General features: G+C 47.8%; 11 protein-coding genes and 1 pseudogene. 7 read left to right on the plus strand and 5 right to left on the minus strand.

All coding sequences use genetic code 11. The annotated features are described in order from the left end of the window. Window positions 1-7 precede the first annotated feature (7 nt). From FEE96_RS16330 to FEE96_RS16340, 3 genes are all read left to right on the plus strand, one after another. Window positions 8-1,411, plus strand: a complete 1,404-nt coding sequence (locus FEE96_RS16330; RefSeq protein ID WP_138164189.1) for a TRAP transporter large permease — start codon at window positions 8-10, stop codon at window positions 1,409-1,411. A gap of 507 nt (window positions 1,412-1,918) precedes the next feature. Further along, a complete protein-coding gene (locus FEE96_RS16335) occupies window positions 1,919-2,323 on the plus strand; it encodes a hypothetical protein (RefSeq protein ID WP_138164190.1) in 405 nt (134 codons plus the stop codon). A gap of 27 nt (window positions 2,324-2,350) precedes the next feature. Next, complete coding sequence (locus FEE96_RS16340) at window positions 2,351-5,584, plus strand: M10 family metallopeptidase (RefSeq protein WP_138164191.1); 3,234 nt, start codon at window positions 2,351-2,353, stop codon at window positions 5,582-5,584. 871 nt (window positions 5,585-6,455) lie between these two features. On the opposite strand, the gene FEE96_RS16345 is transcribed toward FEE96_RS16340, so the two are convergent. From FEE96_RS16345 to FEE96_RS16360, 4 genes are read right to left on the minus strand one after another with little or no spacing between them, the layout of a single operon-like run. Next, window positions 6,456-6,980 (minus strand): hypothetical protein, encoded by a 525-nt coding sequence (locus FEE96_RS16345; protein WP_138164192.1) that lies wholly within the window; start codon window positions 6,978-6,980, stop codon window positions 6,456-6,458. Window positions 6,981-6,982: 2 nt separating this feature from the next. After that, on the minus strand, window positions 6,983-8,272 hold the full coding sequence (locus tag FEE96_RS16350) for a S1 family peptidase (protein WP_138164193.1): 1,290 nt from the start codon (window positions 8,270-8,272) through the stop codon (window positions 6,983-6,985). Window positions 8,273-8,276: 4 nt separating this feature from the next. Further along, on the minus strand, window positions 8,277-9,128 hold the full coding sequence (locus FEE96_RS16355; protein WP_138164194.1) for a zinc metalloprotease: 852 nt from the start codon (window positions 9,126-9,128) through the stop codon (window positions 8,277-8,279). Window positions 9,129-9,147: 19 nt separating this feature from the next. Further along, window positions 9,148-9,843 (minus strand): hypothetical protein, encoded by a 696-nt coding sequence (locus FEE96_RS16360; RefSeq protein WP_138164195.1) that lies wholly within the window; start codon window positions 9,841-9,843, stop codon window positions 9,148-9,150. A 201-nt stretch (window positions 9,844-10,044) separates the two neighbouring features. Between FEE96_RS16360 and FEE96_RS23855 the strand changes: the two are divergent. Next, a pseudogene (locus FEE96_RS23855) lies at window positions 10,045-10,152 on the plus strand (IS481 family transposase); the annotation flags it as partial. Window positions 10,153-10,209: 57 nt separating this feature from the next. On the opposite strand, the gene FEE96_RS16365 reads toward FEE96_RS23855, so the two are convergent. Then, window positions 10,210-10,791 carry a recombinase family protein gene (locus FEE96_RS16365; RefSeq protein ID WP_138164196.1) on the minus strand — a complete coding sequence of 194 codons (582 nt, stop codon included), beginning with the start codon at window positions 10,789-10,791 and terminating at the stop codon, window positions 10,210-10,212. Between the two features lie 358 nt (window positions 10,792-11,149). Between FEE96_RS16365 and FEE96_RS16370 the strand changes: the two genes are divergently transcribed. From FEE96_RS16370 to FEE96_RS16380, 3 genes are read left to right on the plus strand one after another with little or no spacing between them, the layout of a single operon-like run. Beyond that, on the plus strand, window positions 11,150-13,168 hold the full coding sequence (locus FEE96_RS16370) for an AAA family ATPase (protein ID WP_138164197.1): 2,019 nt from the start codon (window positions 11,150-11,152) through the stop codon (window positions 13,166-13,168). Next, window positions 13,150-14,715, plus strand: a complete 1,566-nt coding sequence (locus FEE96_RS16375) for a UvrD-helicase domain-containing protein (protein WP_138164198.1) — start codon at window positions 13,150-13,152, stop codon at window positions 14,713-14,715. Before FEE96_RS16370 ends, FEE96_RS16375 begins: the two co-directional genes overlap by 19 nt. Next, the gene (locus tag FEE96_RS16380) at window positions 14,702-15,232 is read left to right on the plus strand and encodes a hypothetical protein (protein ID WP_138164199.1); all 531 of its coding nucleotides are present in this window, start codon (window positions 14,702-14,704) and stop codon (window positions 15,230-15,232) included. Before FEE96_RS16375 ends, FEE96_RS16380 begins: the two co-directional genes overlap by 14 nt. The last annotated feature ends 125 nt before the right edge of the window (window positions 15,233-15,357 follow it).

Raw genomic sequence — 15,357 nt, forward strand, 5'->3', positions numbered from 1 at the left:
CAGAACGATGGAACCTATTGAGATTGGCCTTTGGGTAACTGGCTTTATGCTGGTCATGGTTGTTGCAGGTATGCGGGTGGCCTTTGCCGCCGCCATGGCCGGTCTGGTTGGATTGGTTTGGATATTTTGGGCCAAGTTTGGCTATCAGCCGGATAAATTCGTCAAGGCGCTAACCGTATCAGTCAAAGTTGCGGGGCAAGTGCCTCATTCCAAGGTGTCGAGCCAGGCGTTAAGCTTGATCCCAACCTTTATTCTGATTGGATATTTGGCCTATTACGCAGGGTTGACGAAGGCCCTGTTTGAGGCCGCCAAGCGCTGGATTGCCTGGCTTCCCGGTGGATTGGCCGTATCGACGGTATTTGCGACAGCTGGCTTTGCCGCTGTATCCGGCGCCTCGGTTGCGACTTCAGCGGTGTTTGCCCGTATCGCAATCCCGGAAATGCTGGCGATTGGGTATAACAAGCAATTCGCGGCAGGTGTGGTAGCTGCCGCAGGGACACTGGCTTCGCTTATTCCTCCATCAGCGATCTTGGTGATCTATGCAATTATCGTGGAACAGGACGTGGGCAAGCTGCTGCTGGCGGGGTTCATTCCCGGCGCATTTAGCGCAATTGTGTATGTGACGCTGATAGTTGGCATTGCAGTGATCTTTAAAAACGTCGGCCCGCCGGTGACTGGGTTCACCTGGCGCCAGCGTTTTGAAGCTTTGCCTGCCGCCATGCCGATTATTTTTGTTGTCCTGATCATCATCTGTTTTGTCTACAATCCCTTCGGAGACGAAGCCTGGGGTACACCGACCGAAGGTGGCGCACTGGGGGCTTTTGTTGTGTTCTGCATGGCCATCTACAACGGCATGAAATGGACGCAGCTGAAATCAGCATTGCTGGAAACAGCCAAGCTGACGGTGATGATCTTTACTATCATCTGGGGCGTCTTGATCTATGTGCGGTTCCTTGGCTTTGCCGATCTGCCTGGTGCATTTTCTGACTGGATTACCAGCCTTGAAATGGCGCCGATGCTGATCCTGATTTGTATCCTGCTGGCCTATGCGGTGCTGGGTATGTTCATGGATGCCATTGGTATGTTGTTGTTGACCCTGCCGGTTGTTTACCCTGCAGTGATGGCGCTAAATGGAGGCGAGAGTGTTGCGGCTGCTGACAGTGCCTTTGGCATGAGTGGCACCATGTGTGCGATCTGGTTTGGTATTTTGGTGGTGAAAATGGCTGAGTTCTGCCTGATCACCCCGCCGATCGGACTAAACTGCTTTGTTGTGGCTGGCGTGCGTGATGATCTTACGGTGCAGGATGTGTTCCGTGGCGTGATGCCATTCTTCATTGCTGATGGTGTGACCATTGCTCTCCTGGTCGCCTTTCCCAGCATCGTCCTTTATCTGCCATCTCTGGTTGCATAATTAGACACCAAAAGGCGCCCTTTCCGGGGCGCCTTTTTAGTTCAGTTGGATGCTTATTGATCAGTGTTCGACTACAGCCTGTTCAAAGCATAACACCAGACGCTCGTATCAAACCAAATAACTTGGTAGCTTCAATCTACGATTGGCACGCACCATGAGTTACTGGCCAAGCCTGATCCTTGGTAACCGTGAGTGGTGGGCGCGGGCCATGCTGTTCTGCTCCTTAACCCGACCAGTGCGATCCGCCCAATGTTGCTGCGTCATTTCAGGATGGGCGTCCTGGTTGCTCCAAGAGAAGTGCTATTTTTCTAACCCAGCAACGCGAAGAACGCAGAAATGTCAGTACAAACCGACAGCACAATTTGAACATTTTTAGAAGGAGGGAGCTGGAGACACAAAACCGCCGCATTCTCGACCCTATCCCGCCCGGTTCACAGTCTAAAGATTAACAGCGGCCAGAACGGCGCGGGAAAAATCTATCTCTCGAACCGTGAAGTGACCGTATCCATGTCCATCATCAAAAAACTTGCCAAACTATCTGGCGTCGCCATGCTTTTGTCCTCTGGTGCAGCAGCAATGAGCGGATCTGTTCCTCATGTTTTGCTCCACTGCGATGCCAAGCAACAGGCACCACTTTGCGCTGCACTGGCGCAGGCGCTGACAGCTGAACTCCCGCAACACAGGCTCACCGTATCTGCTGACGTGGGCGGCGGGGCAGACCTGATCGTGCGTTACGTCGAAAAGCACCGCGAAGCTGATTGGCAGTCAGGATATCTGACCTGGCACAGTGATGACGGTCGCGATGGTGTTGGACCAGTTATCGAATACTCCGTCATGGACCGTCTTCTTGAACCAAAAGACTTGGTTCCATTTGCGCTGCAACTGGTTCGCTCATCAGAGCTACCACTCTAAAACTGGATAGCTGGAAAGGAATGCAATATGTGTGAGCTTTGTGGAGATCCTGATCATACAAACCCTGTAGATACTGCTGGCAGCAGTAGTTCTACCTCGCAAGATTCAGTTGCAAAACCTACCTACACCGTAGATCAGGTCGCCACGTATCTTACACAGGGTTATTGGGAAGACACAGGGCGGTCACAGCGATCCTATGATGTCGAGCCGGGTGGGCAGATCACAGTCAACCTGAATGGGTTGAATGCTCATGGGCAGGCTACAGCGCGGCAGGCACTCGATAGCTGGACGGCAATTACTGGTATCGAGTTTGTTCAAAGCAGCTCGGCGCAGATGACGTTTGATGATAGCCAGTCTGGCGCTTACGCAAGCTCCAGCGTTAGTGGTGACACTGTCATTAGCACGAACATCAATGTCGCTACATCATGGGCGAACTACGGCGACTACTATCTGCAAACGTTCATTCATGAAATTGGACATGCACTGGGGTTGGGGCATACTGGAAATTATAATGGCAGCGCCAGCTATGGAGCGGATGCGGATTTTGCCAACGACAGTTGGCAAATGTCGATTATGTCCTATTTCAGTCAAACTGAAAACACCTCTACAGATGCGTCATATTCCTTTTTGGCAACCGCTCAACTGGCGGATATTGCAGCAGTTTATCAGCTGTATGGTACGCCGACAAATGTTGAAACCGGTAACACGGTATATGGGGATGGGGAAACCACAGGTCGGGTTGGTATGGATCTGGCCGGGACTTGGGCGGTTGCAATCGTCGATAGTGGTGGGATTGACCTGATTGATCTGGGGTCACGCGGTAGCGACCAAATGTTAAGCCTTGAGGTCGAGACCTATTCCAACCTGAACGGTCGAACTGGCAATTTCTCTATTGGGCGCGGAACAGTTATTGAAAATGCCATCACCGGGTCCGGCGATGATACCATTATAGGTAACGATGCTGATAACCGGCTCGAAAGTGGCGCTGGGAATGATCTGATCGACGCTGGGGCGGGCAATGACATCCTGATCGGTGGTGCAGGAGCAGATGTTCTAACCGGTGGGACTGGGGCAGATCGTTTTGTTTTCAACTCACTCGTTGATGCAGGTGACACCGTCACCGATTTTGATCTGGCTGCGGGGGACCGGGTTGATCTTGGCCAGTTGCTGCTAGATGTCGGATATGTCGGGGATGCAGCCGTAACAGACGGAGTAGTCTCACTTGAAGCTGGGACCGGGGGGTCTTGGCTTGTTATTACCTATAGCGGCGAGACAACGCAGCTGGCCTTTTTGACTGGTGTTTCAGCAGATGCCGATGTCGCTGAAATTATCAACAGCGGCGCTACTCCTCCGCCGCCCCCACCACCAGAGCCGGTGTCGACTGATACGACCTATACATTTGACAACGATTTTGTTCGCAACTGGTCTACTTCACTGGCGACAGTGAGCGACAGTGACGGTGGGAATGACACGCTGGATCTTAGTGCTGTGACGTACAAAACGCAGATAAGATTAGAGAGTGGTGGTTTCAGCAAAATCGGCTCCAAAGTTCTGACAATTGACCCTGACACGCCGATTGAGAATATCATATTTGGCCGGGGCAATGATATCGGCTACGGCAACGATGCTGACAACTTGCTTCAGGGTAACGGTGGTGCCGACCGTTTGTATGGCGGCGCAGGCGCCGATACACTGGAAGGTGGCGTCGGTTCTGACAAATTGTATGGCGAAGATGGGGATGACCTCCTGGATGGGGGAGACGGGTCCGACAAACTCTACGGCGGCGAGGGAGCCGACACTCTTCTTGGCGGAGGCAACAACGACTATCTGGACGGCGGCACAGGCAACGACGAGCTGCATGGCGGAGCAAGCCGCAATCAGATCTTTGGCAGAGAGGGCGACGACACCATTACTGCGGAAGATGGCGATAACAGAATAGATGGTGGCACAGGAAATAATTCTATCAGTGTTGGCAATGGCAAAAACCGGATCGTCAGCGGCACCGGGAACGACACCATCCTTGCGGGTGCGGGGGCCAATAGAATTGAAGCCGGCGATGGTGACAATCATATTACTGTTGGTGGCGGGAAAAATCGTATCGAATCGGGCAGCGGTCACGACACGATAATCGCCGGAGCAGGCAGCAACCGAATTGAAGCCGGCGATGGCCATAACCACATTTCAACTGGTGGCGGTAGCAACCAGATCGAGTCTGGCAGCGGCAATGATACAATCATTACTGGCGGTGGAGCGGACAAAATCGAATCTGGCGGTGGGGATGACAGCATCAATGCCGGTGACGGTAAAAACAGGGTCACTGCAGGGGCGGGTGATGATACAATTTCAACCGGAACGGGCCATGACAGGGTTGACGGTGGTGCCGGGCATGATCTGATTTCTGGCGGCGAAGGCACCAACCGACTGAATGGCGACGAAGGTGACGACACGCTGACTTCGGGTGCTGGATCTGACCGGCTTGATGGCGGTACCGGCAACGACAGCATCAACGCTGGCGACGGGAACAATATGGTTTTTGGTCGGGATGGTGATGATTGGATCCTGACCGGGGCTGGCAATGACAAAATCTATGGTGGTGAGGGCAATGATACCATATTTGCCGGAGCAGGGGATGACCGGATTGACAGCGGTGCTGGCGATGACAGTATCTACGGCGGAGATGGAACTAACCTGATTTCAGCAGGTGAAGGCGCGGACTGGATCCAGGCGGGAACAGGGAATGACAGAATTTACGGCCGAACAGGTGCAGACACTATCAGTTCCGGGGATGGAAATGACCGTGTCTATGGTGGTGTGGGCGACGATGTACTTAATGCAGGTGGTGGCAACGACCGTGTGGCCGGTGATGAGGGAAATGACACCATCTCAGGTGGGAGTGGTGGAGATCAAATTGACGGCGGCGAAGGCGCAGACAGAATAACCGGTGGTGCCGGAGTGGATACCATCAGAGGCGGCGATGGGGCCGATGTATTTGTCTTCAACACAATCGCAGATGTCGGCGATTTGATCCGCGATTTTTCCGTCGAACAGGGCGATTTGCTGGATGTCACTGCCTTGTTGCAGGAACTTGGGACAGACGTGGAAACAGCCCTAGCGGCCGGCACGTTGAGTTTGGGTGGCACGAGGTCATCTGTTTGGCTTGAATATGATGCTGACGGGGCGGGAGATGCAGAAGCAATCCAGATCGCAAACATGTCTCGTGTCAGCCTGTCAGATAGTCTTTCAAGCGATTGGTTTGCATGAGTCAGATGTAGAAACTTGCAGCAAGCGGGGCAGAGGCAGATCCAGCAGCCCGGCTTGTTTCCTGGTGTTTCGTTTTTTGTTCTTCATGCTCGTGTTCCGGTGTCTAAACACCTTTGTTAGACCTTTCACATAAGTGCCAATTGGCTTGCTTGGCTAAAGGTCCATTGGTGCTGCAGGACATAGAGCGCCTTGAAATGCCCGAAAACCTCACCTCATTCTTGGCGTCTGACCCCAATACTATATCTGAGGTCAACACCTATAAGACCAAGTTGCCGCGCTTCTTTTGAGAAACTAAGTCCGGTACTTGGTTCAAGGCAGTCTCTTGTGCTCTATGATTGTGTCCATTGTTTCCTGTGCTTTTCTATTTGGGATACAGCGGATATAGGGTTGCAGCATGTCAAGCCTATGAGGGCATGCCGCGGGGTATGCCAAAATTCAAAACGTCGTAAAACCCAGCAAAATAAACTCCAAACAAACCATTGTTTCGGTCAGCGGAGAGTGCCTAAATGACAGATAAGTCCTTAATAACAAAGGCTGCACGCCTATCTGTGGCTCCAATGATGGACTGGACTGACCTATCTTAAACAGCTTTATTTATTTAGGTTTTCCTCTGTGTATTTAGTTTTGGCATACTTTTGGCATACCAGTTCAATGTAGCGGTGGAAAACCGCCAAATAGGATACTATATTAAACGTGCATTTTGCGCAAATTGATACTAAGAATGATATCCCCAACATTGCCATCGGAAGGACAGTGTTGAACGCACCGTTTTTCATTGATTTAGACTAACTTCTTGAGAAGATGCTCTAACTGTAATGGGCACCAAAGTCTGGCACCCATTTTAGCATCATAGTTCATTATGATGAACTTCTCAGTTTTGGAATCTTAATTGTAGCTGCATATCCGCGTCTCCAAAGTGTGGGCTGATATTAATGAGAGATTCTAAACCCACTGGGTTGCCACATTCTGCTGCTGATCCGCATGGAGATATTGTAATCCCCGAGATTGTCCCTTGTATACTTGGACATGTTACTCCGTCTTGCCCTAGTTGGCAGGGTTTGGTTCCATTGTTGTATTCTAATAGTGGATTTTCCCACTTTTCGGACAACGTCATAGAGAGCACGTTAGCCGCGGCGGCCCCCACTGGAGACGGGCATTCCTGATCCTCGCCACAGGGGTTCTCATCATCGCCAGTACTTGCTCTTCCTTGAACTTGAGGGTCGTTCCAGAAACTGGAGGCACCTTCGTTTTCGGAGAAACTACAACCAAGCTTGCATGCCACCGAACCAGAATAATCACTAAATGCATTTTCACATTGCGAGAAACAGCTTTGTCCAATGGAAATACTTGGGGTAAGGGCAACGCTAAAACAAATAGTCAAAAAAGATAACTTCATTCCTACTCTCCTCTACAATGGATCATTATTCGAGCTACTGGGCGTCCCCACTCTTGCTCAAATTTTCGAACGGCTTTTCTCGCTACAGATTCTTCCGCAAGTGTAGGATCACAGGTCGTTGAAATTTTAGAGCGTTTTGGAACCTCTCCATCTCTCCAAGAAACATCAGTAGTAACGGTAACGCTCACTTCCTCTTCTCGCTTTATCGCCTCTACAAACTCTTTCCATGTAAAAGGCTCCACAGGTTTAAATTGTGTTGTATGTCCAGCAGCGTTACCATCATCGATTGTGACTGCCGATGCTGGCCCCGTTCTTCCAAGCCAACCCTCACCGTTCGAGCTGATGTCGACTCGCTGAAATTCTGAAAAATGGATTTCGCGTTCACCAAGCCCAAGCACCATTGTTTCACCTGCGACACTCGCCTTTGGACCTGGCTCAATTACGTTGCGATACGACAACAGTTCTATGGAAACAACGGCTGTAGAATCATACCATTGTGACAATGGCGAATCTTTAGGTGACTGGATCGTGCGGACATCCAGCAGCCGTGGGGCCGGGAAATACTCGACTGGAACCAGTTGCCCTGCCTCTTCAGGGTCGACCACAATTGGACGATTTACAGGACAATCAACGCCCGTATTTTGGATTAGGTTTCGTGCCTTAAACATTGGAGTAAATAGTCCAAGACTTTGGCTCGCGGCGTCAGAGCCATGGATAACACCAATTACATTTTGAAAGCGATCAAAAACGGGGCCTCCGCTCATGCCGGGAACCAGTTGCATGGATGAGGCAAAGAGGTTTTTTGCGGGCATGATAAATCCATGCTCTGACTTGCCATCCACATCAATAACTGGGCCGGATAGTCCCCCGATAAACCCCACACCCAGCACTTCTTGTCCGTCGTCATCAGGTTTATAGCAATTCACATTGAAAAATGAATTGAGCTTTTGAGCGGTGAGGTAGTCTGGCGAAATTTGAACCAAACAGATATCAACGCTTAGATTTTGGGCGCATTCTGTTGCTAAGATATTAATATAAGGGGGGTTTTTTGTTTCTAGCGAAACCTGGAGTTTCTCGCTAACCACTTTCCCTTCTACAACATGTCGGGCCGTCAAAGCGTAACCTTGATCAGAAAACAGAACACCACTACCTAAAAACCGGCGGTTGCCATTATCTGGGTCCAGGGCCCAAAGGCCTACTATGGTTCGGTTAGTTTCCAATCTAGGTACGTCCGCAGAGGAGGAAAGCGGAAAAGCCCAAACAATTAGGGCGGCTAGAATTAATCGGGTCATAGTTCTAGGCCTTGTAAAGAGAATACATGCAATTACGGTCCCGGTCGGAAATTTTTCTGTTGGGAGAAAAGCTTTCCCCCTCGTTCGTCCAGCGAGCAGGAATTCGGTAGATCATTACCGAATCTTCGTTGAAAGCCGGATCACCAATGCATTTTGCATTTGCGAGAGGGCTGAGGATATTTCGTCTAGTAGTTGACTCGGTCCAATTATTTGGTGGGCCCGCAAGTTCTTTGATGACGGCCTCTTCGTTGAAAGTGAAGGGTTTTTCTTCGTGTCGATGTTCATGTCGTAAACACAAGGCGTGGCCAAATTCATGTGCAACACTGCGCATGTTTTGAATGTTCATAGTTGGCTTACCGTCAAAACTGCTATGTAAGGCATCACGACCAATTGCAGAGTTGTTGCCGTGTTTCGAGCTGAAATTCACGCGGATATGCGCATCTTTTTCGTCTACATCGAAGCGAAACGCTATTTTCTTCGAAAGGCGCTCATCCAGCCATCCCTCGGCCTTCTGTTTGAGGTCGGATTTTCTACTATCAGAGCCATTATAAAAGAAAACACCGAGGGTGATCAGTCCAGTATTGGGGGTCAATCCGTCTTTTCTTCTCCATCGTTTCTTGGCTGAGGCGACACCGAATGGAGTTGTTTTAAATTCGCTCGCTTCTCCTGGTTGTACCTCGAATTCATCAGGAAGATCGTTCGCTAGCTCGATGTCATCATCTGCAATAGGAAGCGCTCCGCAAATGAAGCCTTCTTCCTCGAATTCTGCTTTTGCCGGTGAAGGTGTTCCGATTACAAGCCCGCCTGCGCTTAGGCAACCGCACAAAAAGGTTCGTCTAGAGGAAATGGCCTTCATAAGAAATCTCCATACTAAATTAGTCCAAACATGATCCTGGCTCTATTTCCCGGACAGCCAGCGTCCAAGGTGATATCTTCGTGTCGTCGTCGTTCAGTAAAACTCTTGCAACGGCCATTGATTCTATAGCCTTCTGAATTCCTGCTTCATTCAGCGCTAATCCTCCTACATTTAGGTAGGTGCTCACCGCGTTGTCGGATGAACTTATCCCCCATGAATTTATCTGAATTTCCCCACGCGCCCAACTTCGGTTTGCTGCGACCGCTAGTGGGATAAGTGCCCCAAGGTTGATATTTTTCTTGTTTGTAGTGATATTTGCGGTAACTCTGACCCCAGCACCTACTCTCCGGACACCCCCTGGTTCATCGTCGCTCCCACAAGGTTGATTTGTGTAGACCATCGCGTATTGGGTAACACGGTATTTACCGGCTTCTGCGCTGGCTTTACCTGTTAGATAGGATAGTGACCCATCCTGATTTACCTTGTTGATGACTGTTTTAGCTTCAAACAAGGACAACTCGTCGCGAATTTGCTCTTGGCTTAATTCCGACCAGCATCTTTCAGTTGATACGCAATTTCCCAGCCGATCCCTCCAAAGCTGAACAGGTTCAACCAACAGAAGCTGCGTATTGTCGGAAGAAATAATGGGTGCTTGAGCGACTTCAGTGCAAGATGCGGTCATTAGGATGGCAAAATATAATGCTTTGTAGCGCAATTTGATGCTCCCGAAAATGAGGTAATTTATGAATGTTTTTACAACTATCACGGTTTTTTAGGAAAAAAGCTATTCTAATCATGAAATTTGTTCAAAAATTATGGAATGCTACTTGTCCGATCCTGAATGATCATGAAGGTCCTCGCCATTCTGCTTCTTCATGTCAGTCTCGGTATTAAGGGGCATTCGGGAGCGCATTCGATGTTGATCCATCTTCGTAGCCTGGCGACAACAACACAAAAGATACGGGCGGAAATCCAAATGAGAGACGAACCGGCCTGGGTTCTGGCAGAGCGTTTTGGCGTATCCTCGCAAAGACCTAGGTACACTCCGTCGGCATTTCGATATTGGTGCCCCACGTCAACTCTATACCGTCTTGTTTGAAGAAATCCCGTTCTGTTCCTTGCGGATCCTATAGACAGATGCGATCCCAATTTTGGTCAACTTCGCGATCTGGGTTGGGGATACCCCGGCTGTCAACAATTGGATGACGGCGCCGCGGTCGATTGTCCTTGGTTTACCTTTGTATTTCCCAGCGCTCTTGGCTTTCTTAATCCCTTCACGTTGGCGTTGACGGATTAGGTTGCGCTCAAATTCAGCGATGGCGCCGAGTACTTGCATCATCAATTTGCCGACGAAATCTTGTTTATCGCTGGAGAAGGTCAGGTTTTCTTTCAGGAAATGTACTGCCGCTCCTTTGTCCACCATCTCATCAACAATGCTGGTCAAGTCCGTAAGTGACCTGGCCAAACGATCAATACTGTAAACATGGATCTCGTCGCCAGGTTCGATCCTGCGCAATAGATCTGCCAGTTCCGCACGTTCAGTCCTGCTACCGGCCGATACCTTTTCCTCATACATGTTTTTTGAGGAGATGTCATTTGGTAGTTCCTGACGGTCAGTGGATTGATCTTCCGATGAAACGCGCTTGTACCCAAGTTTTGCCATTGATGCTCTTCTTTTTATCGTTTGACTCTTAAGGTATCTGATAATTGTTTCTATCAGTTTTAAATGGACCCTAATGATAGGAATTCCCCGGATATGACCGGCTATCACAAGGGTGTACCCAAGAGAGAGGCGCCGGAACTGTTTGGGGCGGCGTAAGCTACGTGGTAGATAGCGTTAGCGGCAGCTCTCAGCTCAAAGCGGGCATGCCAATTGCTACACTCAGGGCGGACAGCTGTCATTTTCTGCAGTGTTCTCCAATGTCGGCTTAAGGTTTAAAGACAGGTTTCACACGTTTGAATTGAGTACACATGTTGATGAACTCCTGCTAATCTGGAGAAACCTTCAGAAAGTAGACAAAATGCATATTGAACAAGTACATATTGAGAATTTTCGTCTCTTGAAAAAAAGCACGTTAGATTTACGAACAAGCACGACCTTACTGGTAGGCAAGAACAACACAGGAAAAACATCCTTTGCGGTTTTACTGGAAAAGTTTTTGACCAAAGCGGATTTTCACTTCGATGACTTTTCACTCAGCGTGCGAGATTCCTTACTGTCTATCGAAACGGGTACAAACGTCGATGAGTTGAGCATTCGTCTCTTGCTAAAGATCAAGTACGACGAGAAGGATGACATTAGTGTTCTTTCCAACTTCATGTTGGATCTGGATGATACGCGGCGACACACAAATGTTCTTTTGGAGTGTGAAATTGATCGAGAAAAATTGGTGCGTGATCAACCCGAGAGCGGGCAGAAACGAAAAAAATTCTTCGAAAACTCTTTGAAATCGTATCTGAAGACAAAGATCTATGCCTTCGATGACTATGGGTATGATGCTGAATCTTCAGGAGCTTATTACCTCAAGGAGCGCAACCAGCTTCAAGAAAAAATGCCAGAGGAGCTCAGGAAGTTACTACACTTTCAGGTCATCCATGCTCGGCGCAATGTGGCCAGCTCAGAAGAAAGTAGTAAAGGCTCAAATCCTCTCGCATCTATATCTACTCAATTCTTAAAAAAGAAAAACAACACAAGTGACAATTCGAATTTGACCGAAACGGATAAGGAAGAAACATTAAACGAAATCGAAGAACTGCTGAGAAAGACTGACGTCAGCCTGGATGATGAATATTCAGCGATATTTGGTGAATTTCTACAAAATGCAGGCAAGTTCCTTAATTTGAGCCAGCTCAAGGTAATGTCTAACTTGCAATCGCAGACGCTGATCGAGAACTCGTCCAAAATTGTTTATGGTGATGATGAGAACACGCTGCCGGAAAATCATAATGGCCTCGGCTACCTCAATATCTTGTACCTTCTTCTTAAAATTGAAATGGTCAGGGAAGAGTTTGAAGCGCGTCAAGCGACACTAAATATTCTAATCATTGAAGAGCCTGAAGCTCACACGCACCCTCAAATGCAATACGTTTTTGCAAGTCGAATCAAAGAGTTAATTGATAAACTTCCGCGACTACAAGCAGTCCTTACTACACACTCTTCGCACATTGTTTCAAAGTCGGCTTTTGAAGATATTAGGTATCTATCGAAAGTAACCAATCAAAAAAATGTGGAAATCAAGAATTTCCATACCGAGCTTAGCGAGAAGTTTGCAGACCTTCATGGTGAAACTGAAGGGCCATTGCTGTTCAAATTCTTATCGCAGTATTTAAGCATCCAATCATCTGAATTGTTTTTCGCAGACAAGGCTATTTTCATTGAGGGCACAACAGAACGAATGTTGTTGCCTCTTTTCATGAGTAAACATGACAGAGGTTTAGCTGGAGAAATGCCTCTTTCCTCACAGAATATTAGCGTCTTGGAAGTTGGAGCCAACGCTAAGGCCTTCGCGCCGTTTTTGGATTTTTTGGGAATAAAGAGCCTAATAATCACTGATATTGATACGACCGTTAAGAATGAGAACAAAAAGTGGGAAGCTTCCAAGGTTGAAAACGGAACCAGGACATCGAACGCGTCGCTGACATTCTTTTTCGATGCTCCTGATCCACTGGAAGAAGCCAAATTTTCGACATGGATAGAGCGGTTAAAATCGCACAAACTTAATGTTCGAGACACGTTCAAGAATGTTCGCGTTGCCTATCAATCTAAGGAAGGGGATTATCATGCCAGAAGCTTTGAGGACGCATTTATTGCCTTAAACCTATCTGAGATCGCCTTAAGAAAGGAGAGTGTCCAGGGATTAAAAAATAGATCCAAATTGGACACTTCGGAAACTGTCGACTTCTACAAGTTGACGAACGAAGTGATTGATAAGAAATCTGACTTTGCATCTTCTATCTTGTTTGAAGCGTTAGCTAATGATCATTCGTGGTGCGTACCTTCATATATTTCGGAGGGCTTAAAATGGCTTCACCAAGACTAGAACCGCTCGAGGAAATTCTTGCTCATATTGAGCGCTTCGAAAATTTTGTTCTTCAAGGCGGTGCGGGAAGTGGCAAGACAGAAACCCTAAAGCAAGTAGTTCAGAAGTTAACAGACGGTTCATCGCCCAAGCGGGTGGTTTGTATCACCCATACCAACAAAGCAGCAGATGAGATATCTGAACGAATTTCTGGGAACGCTGAGGTGTCGACGATTCACGCCTTCTTAGGAGCGTTAATTCGCCCATATAAGGCTAACATTAAGGCGGCACTTCCCGAGCTTTTCACTTTACCTCATTTTGAGAGGTTGGGAGAAAGTGAGGAAGGCGATACACCCAAGGATAAGGCCAAAAGCGAACATGAGCGCTTCAAGAAAGCACATGAGAAGTTGGAAAGCCGACGTCAAACTGTTCAGGAGCTGAAGACTGAAAAAGTCGTCGGGACGCGAGTTTATGATAAAGCCCCGGATGTATACATTGCGCCTCATAACCAATTGGTCGACCAGGTAAACAGCAAGATCAAGGAAGTGCTCCAATTAGTCGAAGCCAATTCCATTAAATACAATGAAACAGCCTTCAACAGTTTTAAAGATCCTTCATTTGGGCATGATGGTTTGATCGAAATCGCAAGCTTGCTGATCCAGCGTCATGCAAACTTGAGGAAGATTTTATCTGACAAATTTGACTGTATCTTTATCGATGAGTATCAGGATACGCACCGTGACGTTGTAAAATCTTTGGTACAAGCAAGCTCAGGTAACGACTTAACTCTGGGTCTATTTGGAGACTCCGAACAGGCGATCTATAGCGATGGTATCGGCGATGTTGAATGTTACATAGCCAACAAAGACTTTGTCCTTGTTCAAAAACAGGATAATTTCCGCTGTTCTCCTCAAGTCATTGAGGTCGCAAACTCCTTTCGTTGCGATGGCTTGAAACAAAAAGTCGCATTGAAGTTTTTAGATGATAAAAGTTTTGAAGCGCTTTCCAGTAGGGAAGGCAGCGCTAAGTTGTATTTTGCGATGGCTCCCGAAAAAGTACCGATGGAGGGGGAAAGCAAGACAGAAACAAACAGTCGACATAAGGCCGAATGCGCTGAGTTACGTGATAGGCTAGTTGACACGGTTGTTCAGAAACATCCGACTTTTACCCAACTCAAGCTAACCAATAAATCAATCGCTTCGGATGTTGGTTTTGGCACTTTGTGGGAAGTCTTCGATGCGAATTACCAAAGCCCGAGAGAGGAAATAAAGAGGACGTTAAAGAGGCTTCAATTTGAACAGCTCTTTGAAATTATTGATCTTCATGAAGCTTTGCCGGGTGATAGGCGAGCATACAACCGACTGATTGGGATTATTAACCGCTCGGGTACAAATATTAAGACAACAGCAGATAAATCTGATGTTTCGCGTGATTTATTGCGGCTGAGGGACCTAAGGGCAACGGCATATGAAACCATTGAGTTCGCTATTGGACGAGGTTTCATTTCAAAGTCCGACAGTCATGGGTCGTTTCTGATCAAGACCGACGAATTTTTTGAAAGACTTTGAAGCCGACGATTGTATCCAAGCATTTCGGCAGCTTTACAATGATGGCGCAAATACCAAGACTCGCATGCTTAGGAAGCTAAACACTGAAGCCAAGGATCATATTGACGAAACCATTGTGGAGGAAAGTTTTGACACTTTGAAGCGAAAGCTGAAAAAGTACATTTTCCTGACACGCCTGTTTTCCTCGGATTTGAAACTTTCGGAGGTTCTGTCGTTTTATGAGTATGAAGAGACGGACGGCATTTTCGCTACGATGCACAAAACGAAAGGGACAGGAATTGATGATGTATTAGTTGTTTGTGATGAATACGGATGGGTTTCAGAATACGATTTCTTAAGCTGTTTCACAGGTCAAAAACCTCAATCTAAACGCGAAGTGCAATCTCGAAAGCTTCTTTATGTCGCTTGCTCCCGAACCAAATCAAATCTTGCCTTCGTTCGGCTTGTTTCATGTGATGAAGAGCTCAAATATTTGAAAATTGTATTCGGCGACAATGAGGAGATCGTTTTTCCATAGTGAGTACAAACCATTACTCAAGTATGGTCCAAAATCCCCCAAAGCTGTCGTTGGAGTTGTGGGGAAAAGGGTGGCAGTTTTGCCTATCTTCGTTTGATTTGATCAACTTCACCCAATTCCAGTAT

Origin of the sequence: Parasedimentitalea maritima (assembly GCF_005771405.1) — a bacterium.
GTDB lineage: Bacteria > Pseudomonadota > Alphaproteobacteria > Rhodobacterales > Rhodobacteraceae > Parasedimentitalea > Parasedimentitalea maritima.

What these genes read in the sequence shown, in the direction of transcription:
- FEE96_RS16330 (WP_138164189.1), top strand. Translation starts at nt 8, where the DNA reads ATGGAACCTATTGAGATTGGCCTTTGGGTAACTGGCTTTATGCTGGTC.
- FEE96_RS16335 (WP_138164190.1), top strand. Translation starts at nt 1,919, where the DNA reads ATGTCCATCATCAAAAAACTTGCCAAACTATCTGGCGTCGCCATGCTT.
- FEE96_RS16340 (WP_138164191.1), top strand. Translation starts at nt 2,351, where the DNA reads ATGTGTGAGCTTTGTGGAGATCCTGATCATACAAACCCTGTAGATACT.
- FEE96_RS16345 (WP_138164192.1), bottom strand. Translation starts at nt 6,980, where the DNA reads ATGAAGTTATCTTTTTTGACTATTTGTTTTAGCGTTGCCCTTACCCCA.
- FEE96_RS16350 (WP_138164193.1), bottom strand. Translation starts at nt 8,272, where the DNA reads ATGACCCGATTAATTCTAGCCGCCCTAATTGTTTGGGCTTTTCCGCTT.
- FEE96_RS16355 (WP_138164194.1), bottom strand. Translation starts at nt 9,128, where the DNA reads ATGAAGGCCATTTCCTCTAGACGAACCTTTTTGTGCGGTTGCCTAAGC.
- FEE96_RS16365 (WP_138164196.1), bottom strand. Translation starts at nt 10,791, where the DNA reads ATGGCAAAACTTGGGTACAAGCGCGTTTCATCGGAAGATCAATCCACT.
- FEE96_RS16370 (WP_138164197.1), top strand. Translation starts at nt 11,150, where the DNA reads ATGCATATTGAACAAGTACATATTGAGAATTTTCGTCTCTTGAAAAAA.
- FEE96_RS16375 (WP_138164198.1), top strand. Translation starts at nt 13,150, where the DNA reads ATGGCTTCACCAAGACTAGAACCGCTCGAGGAAATTCTTGCTCATATT.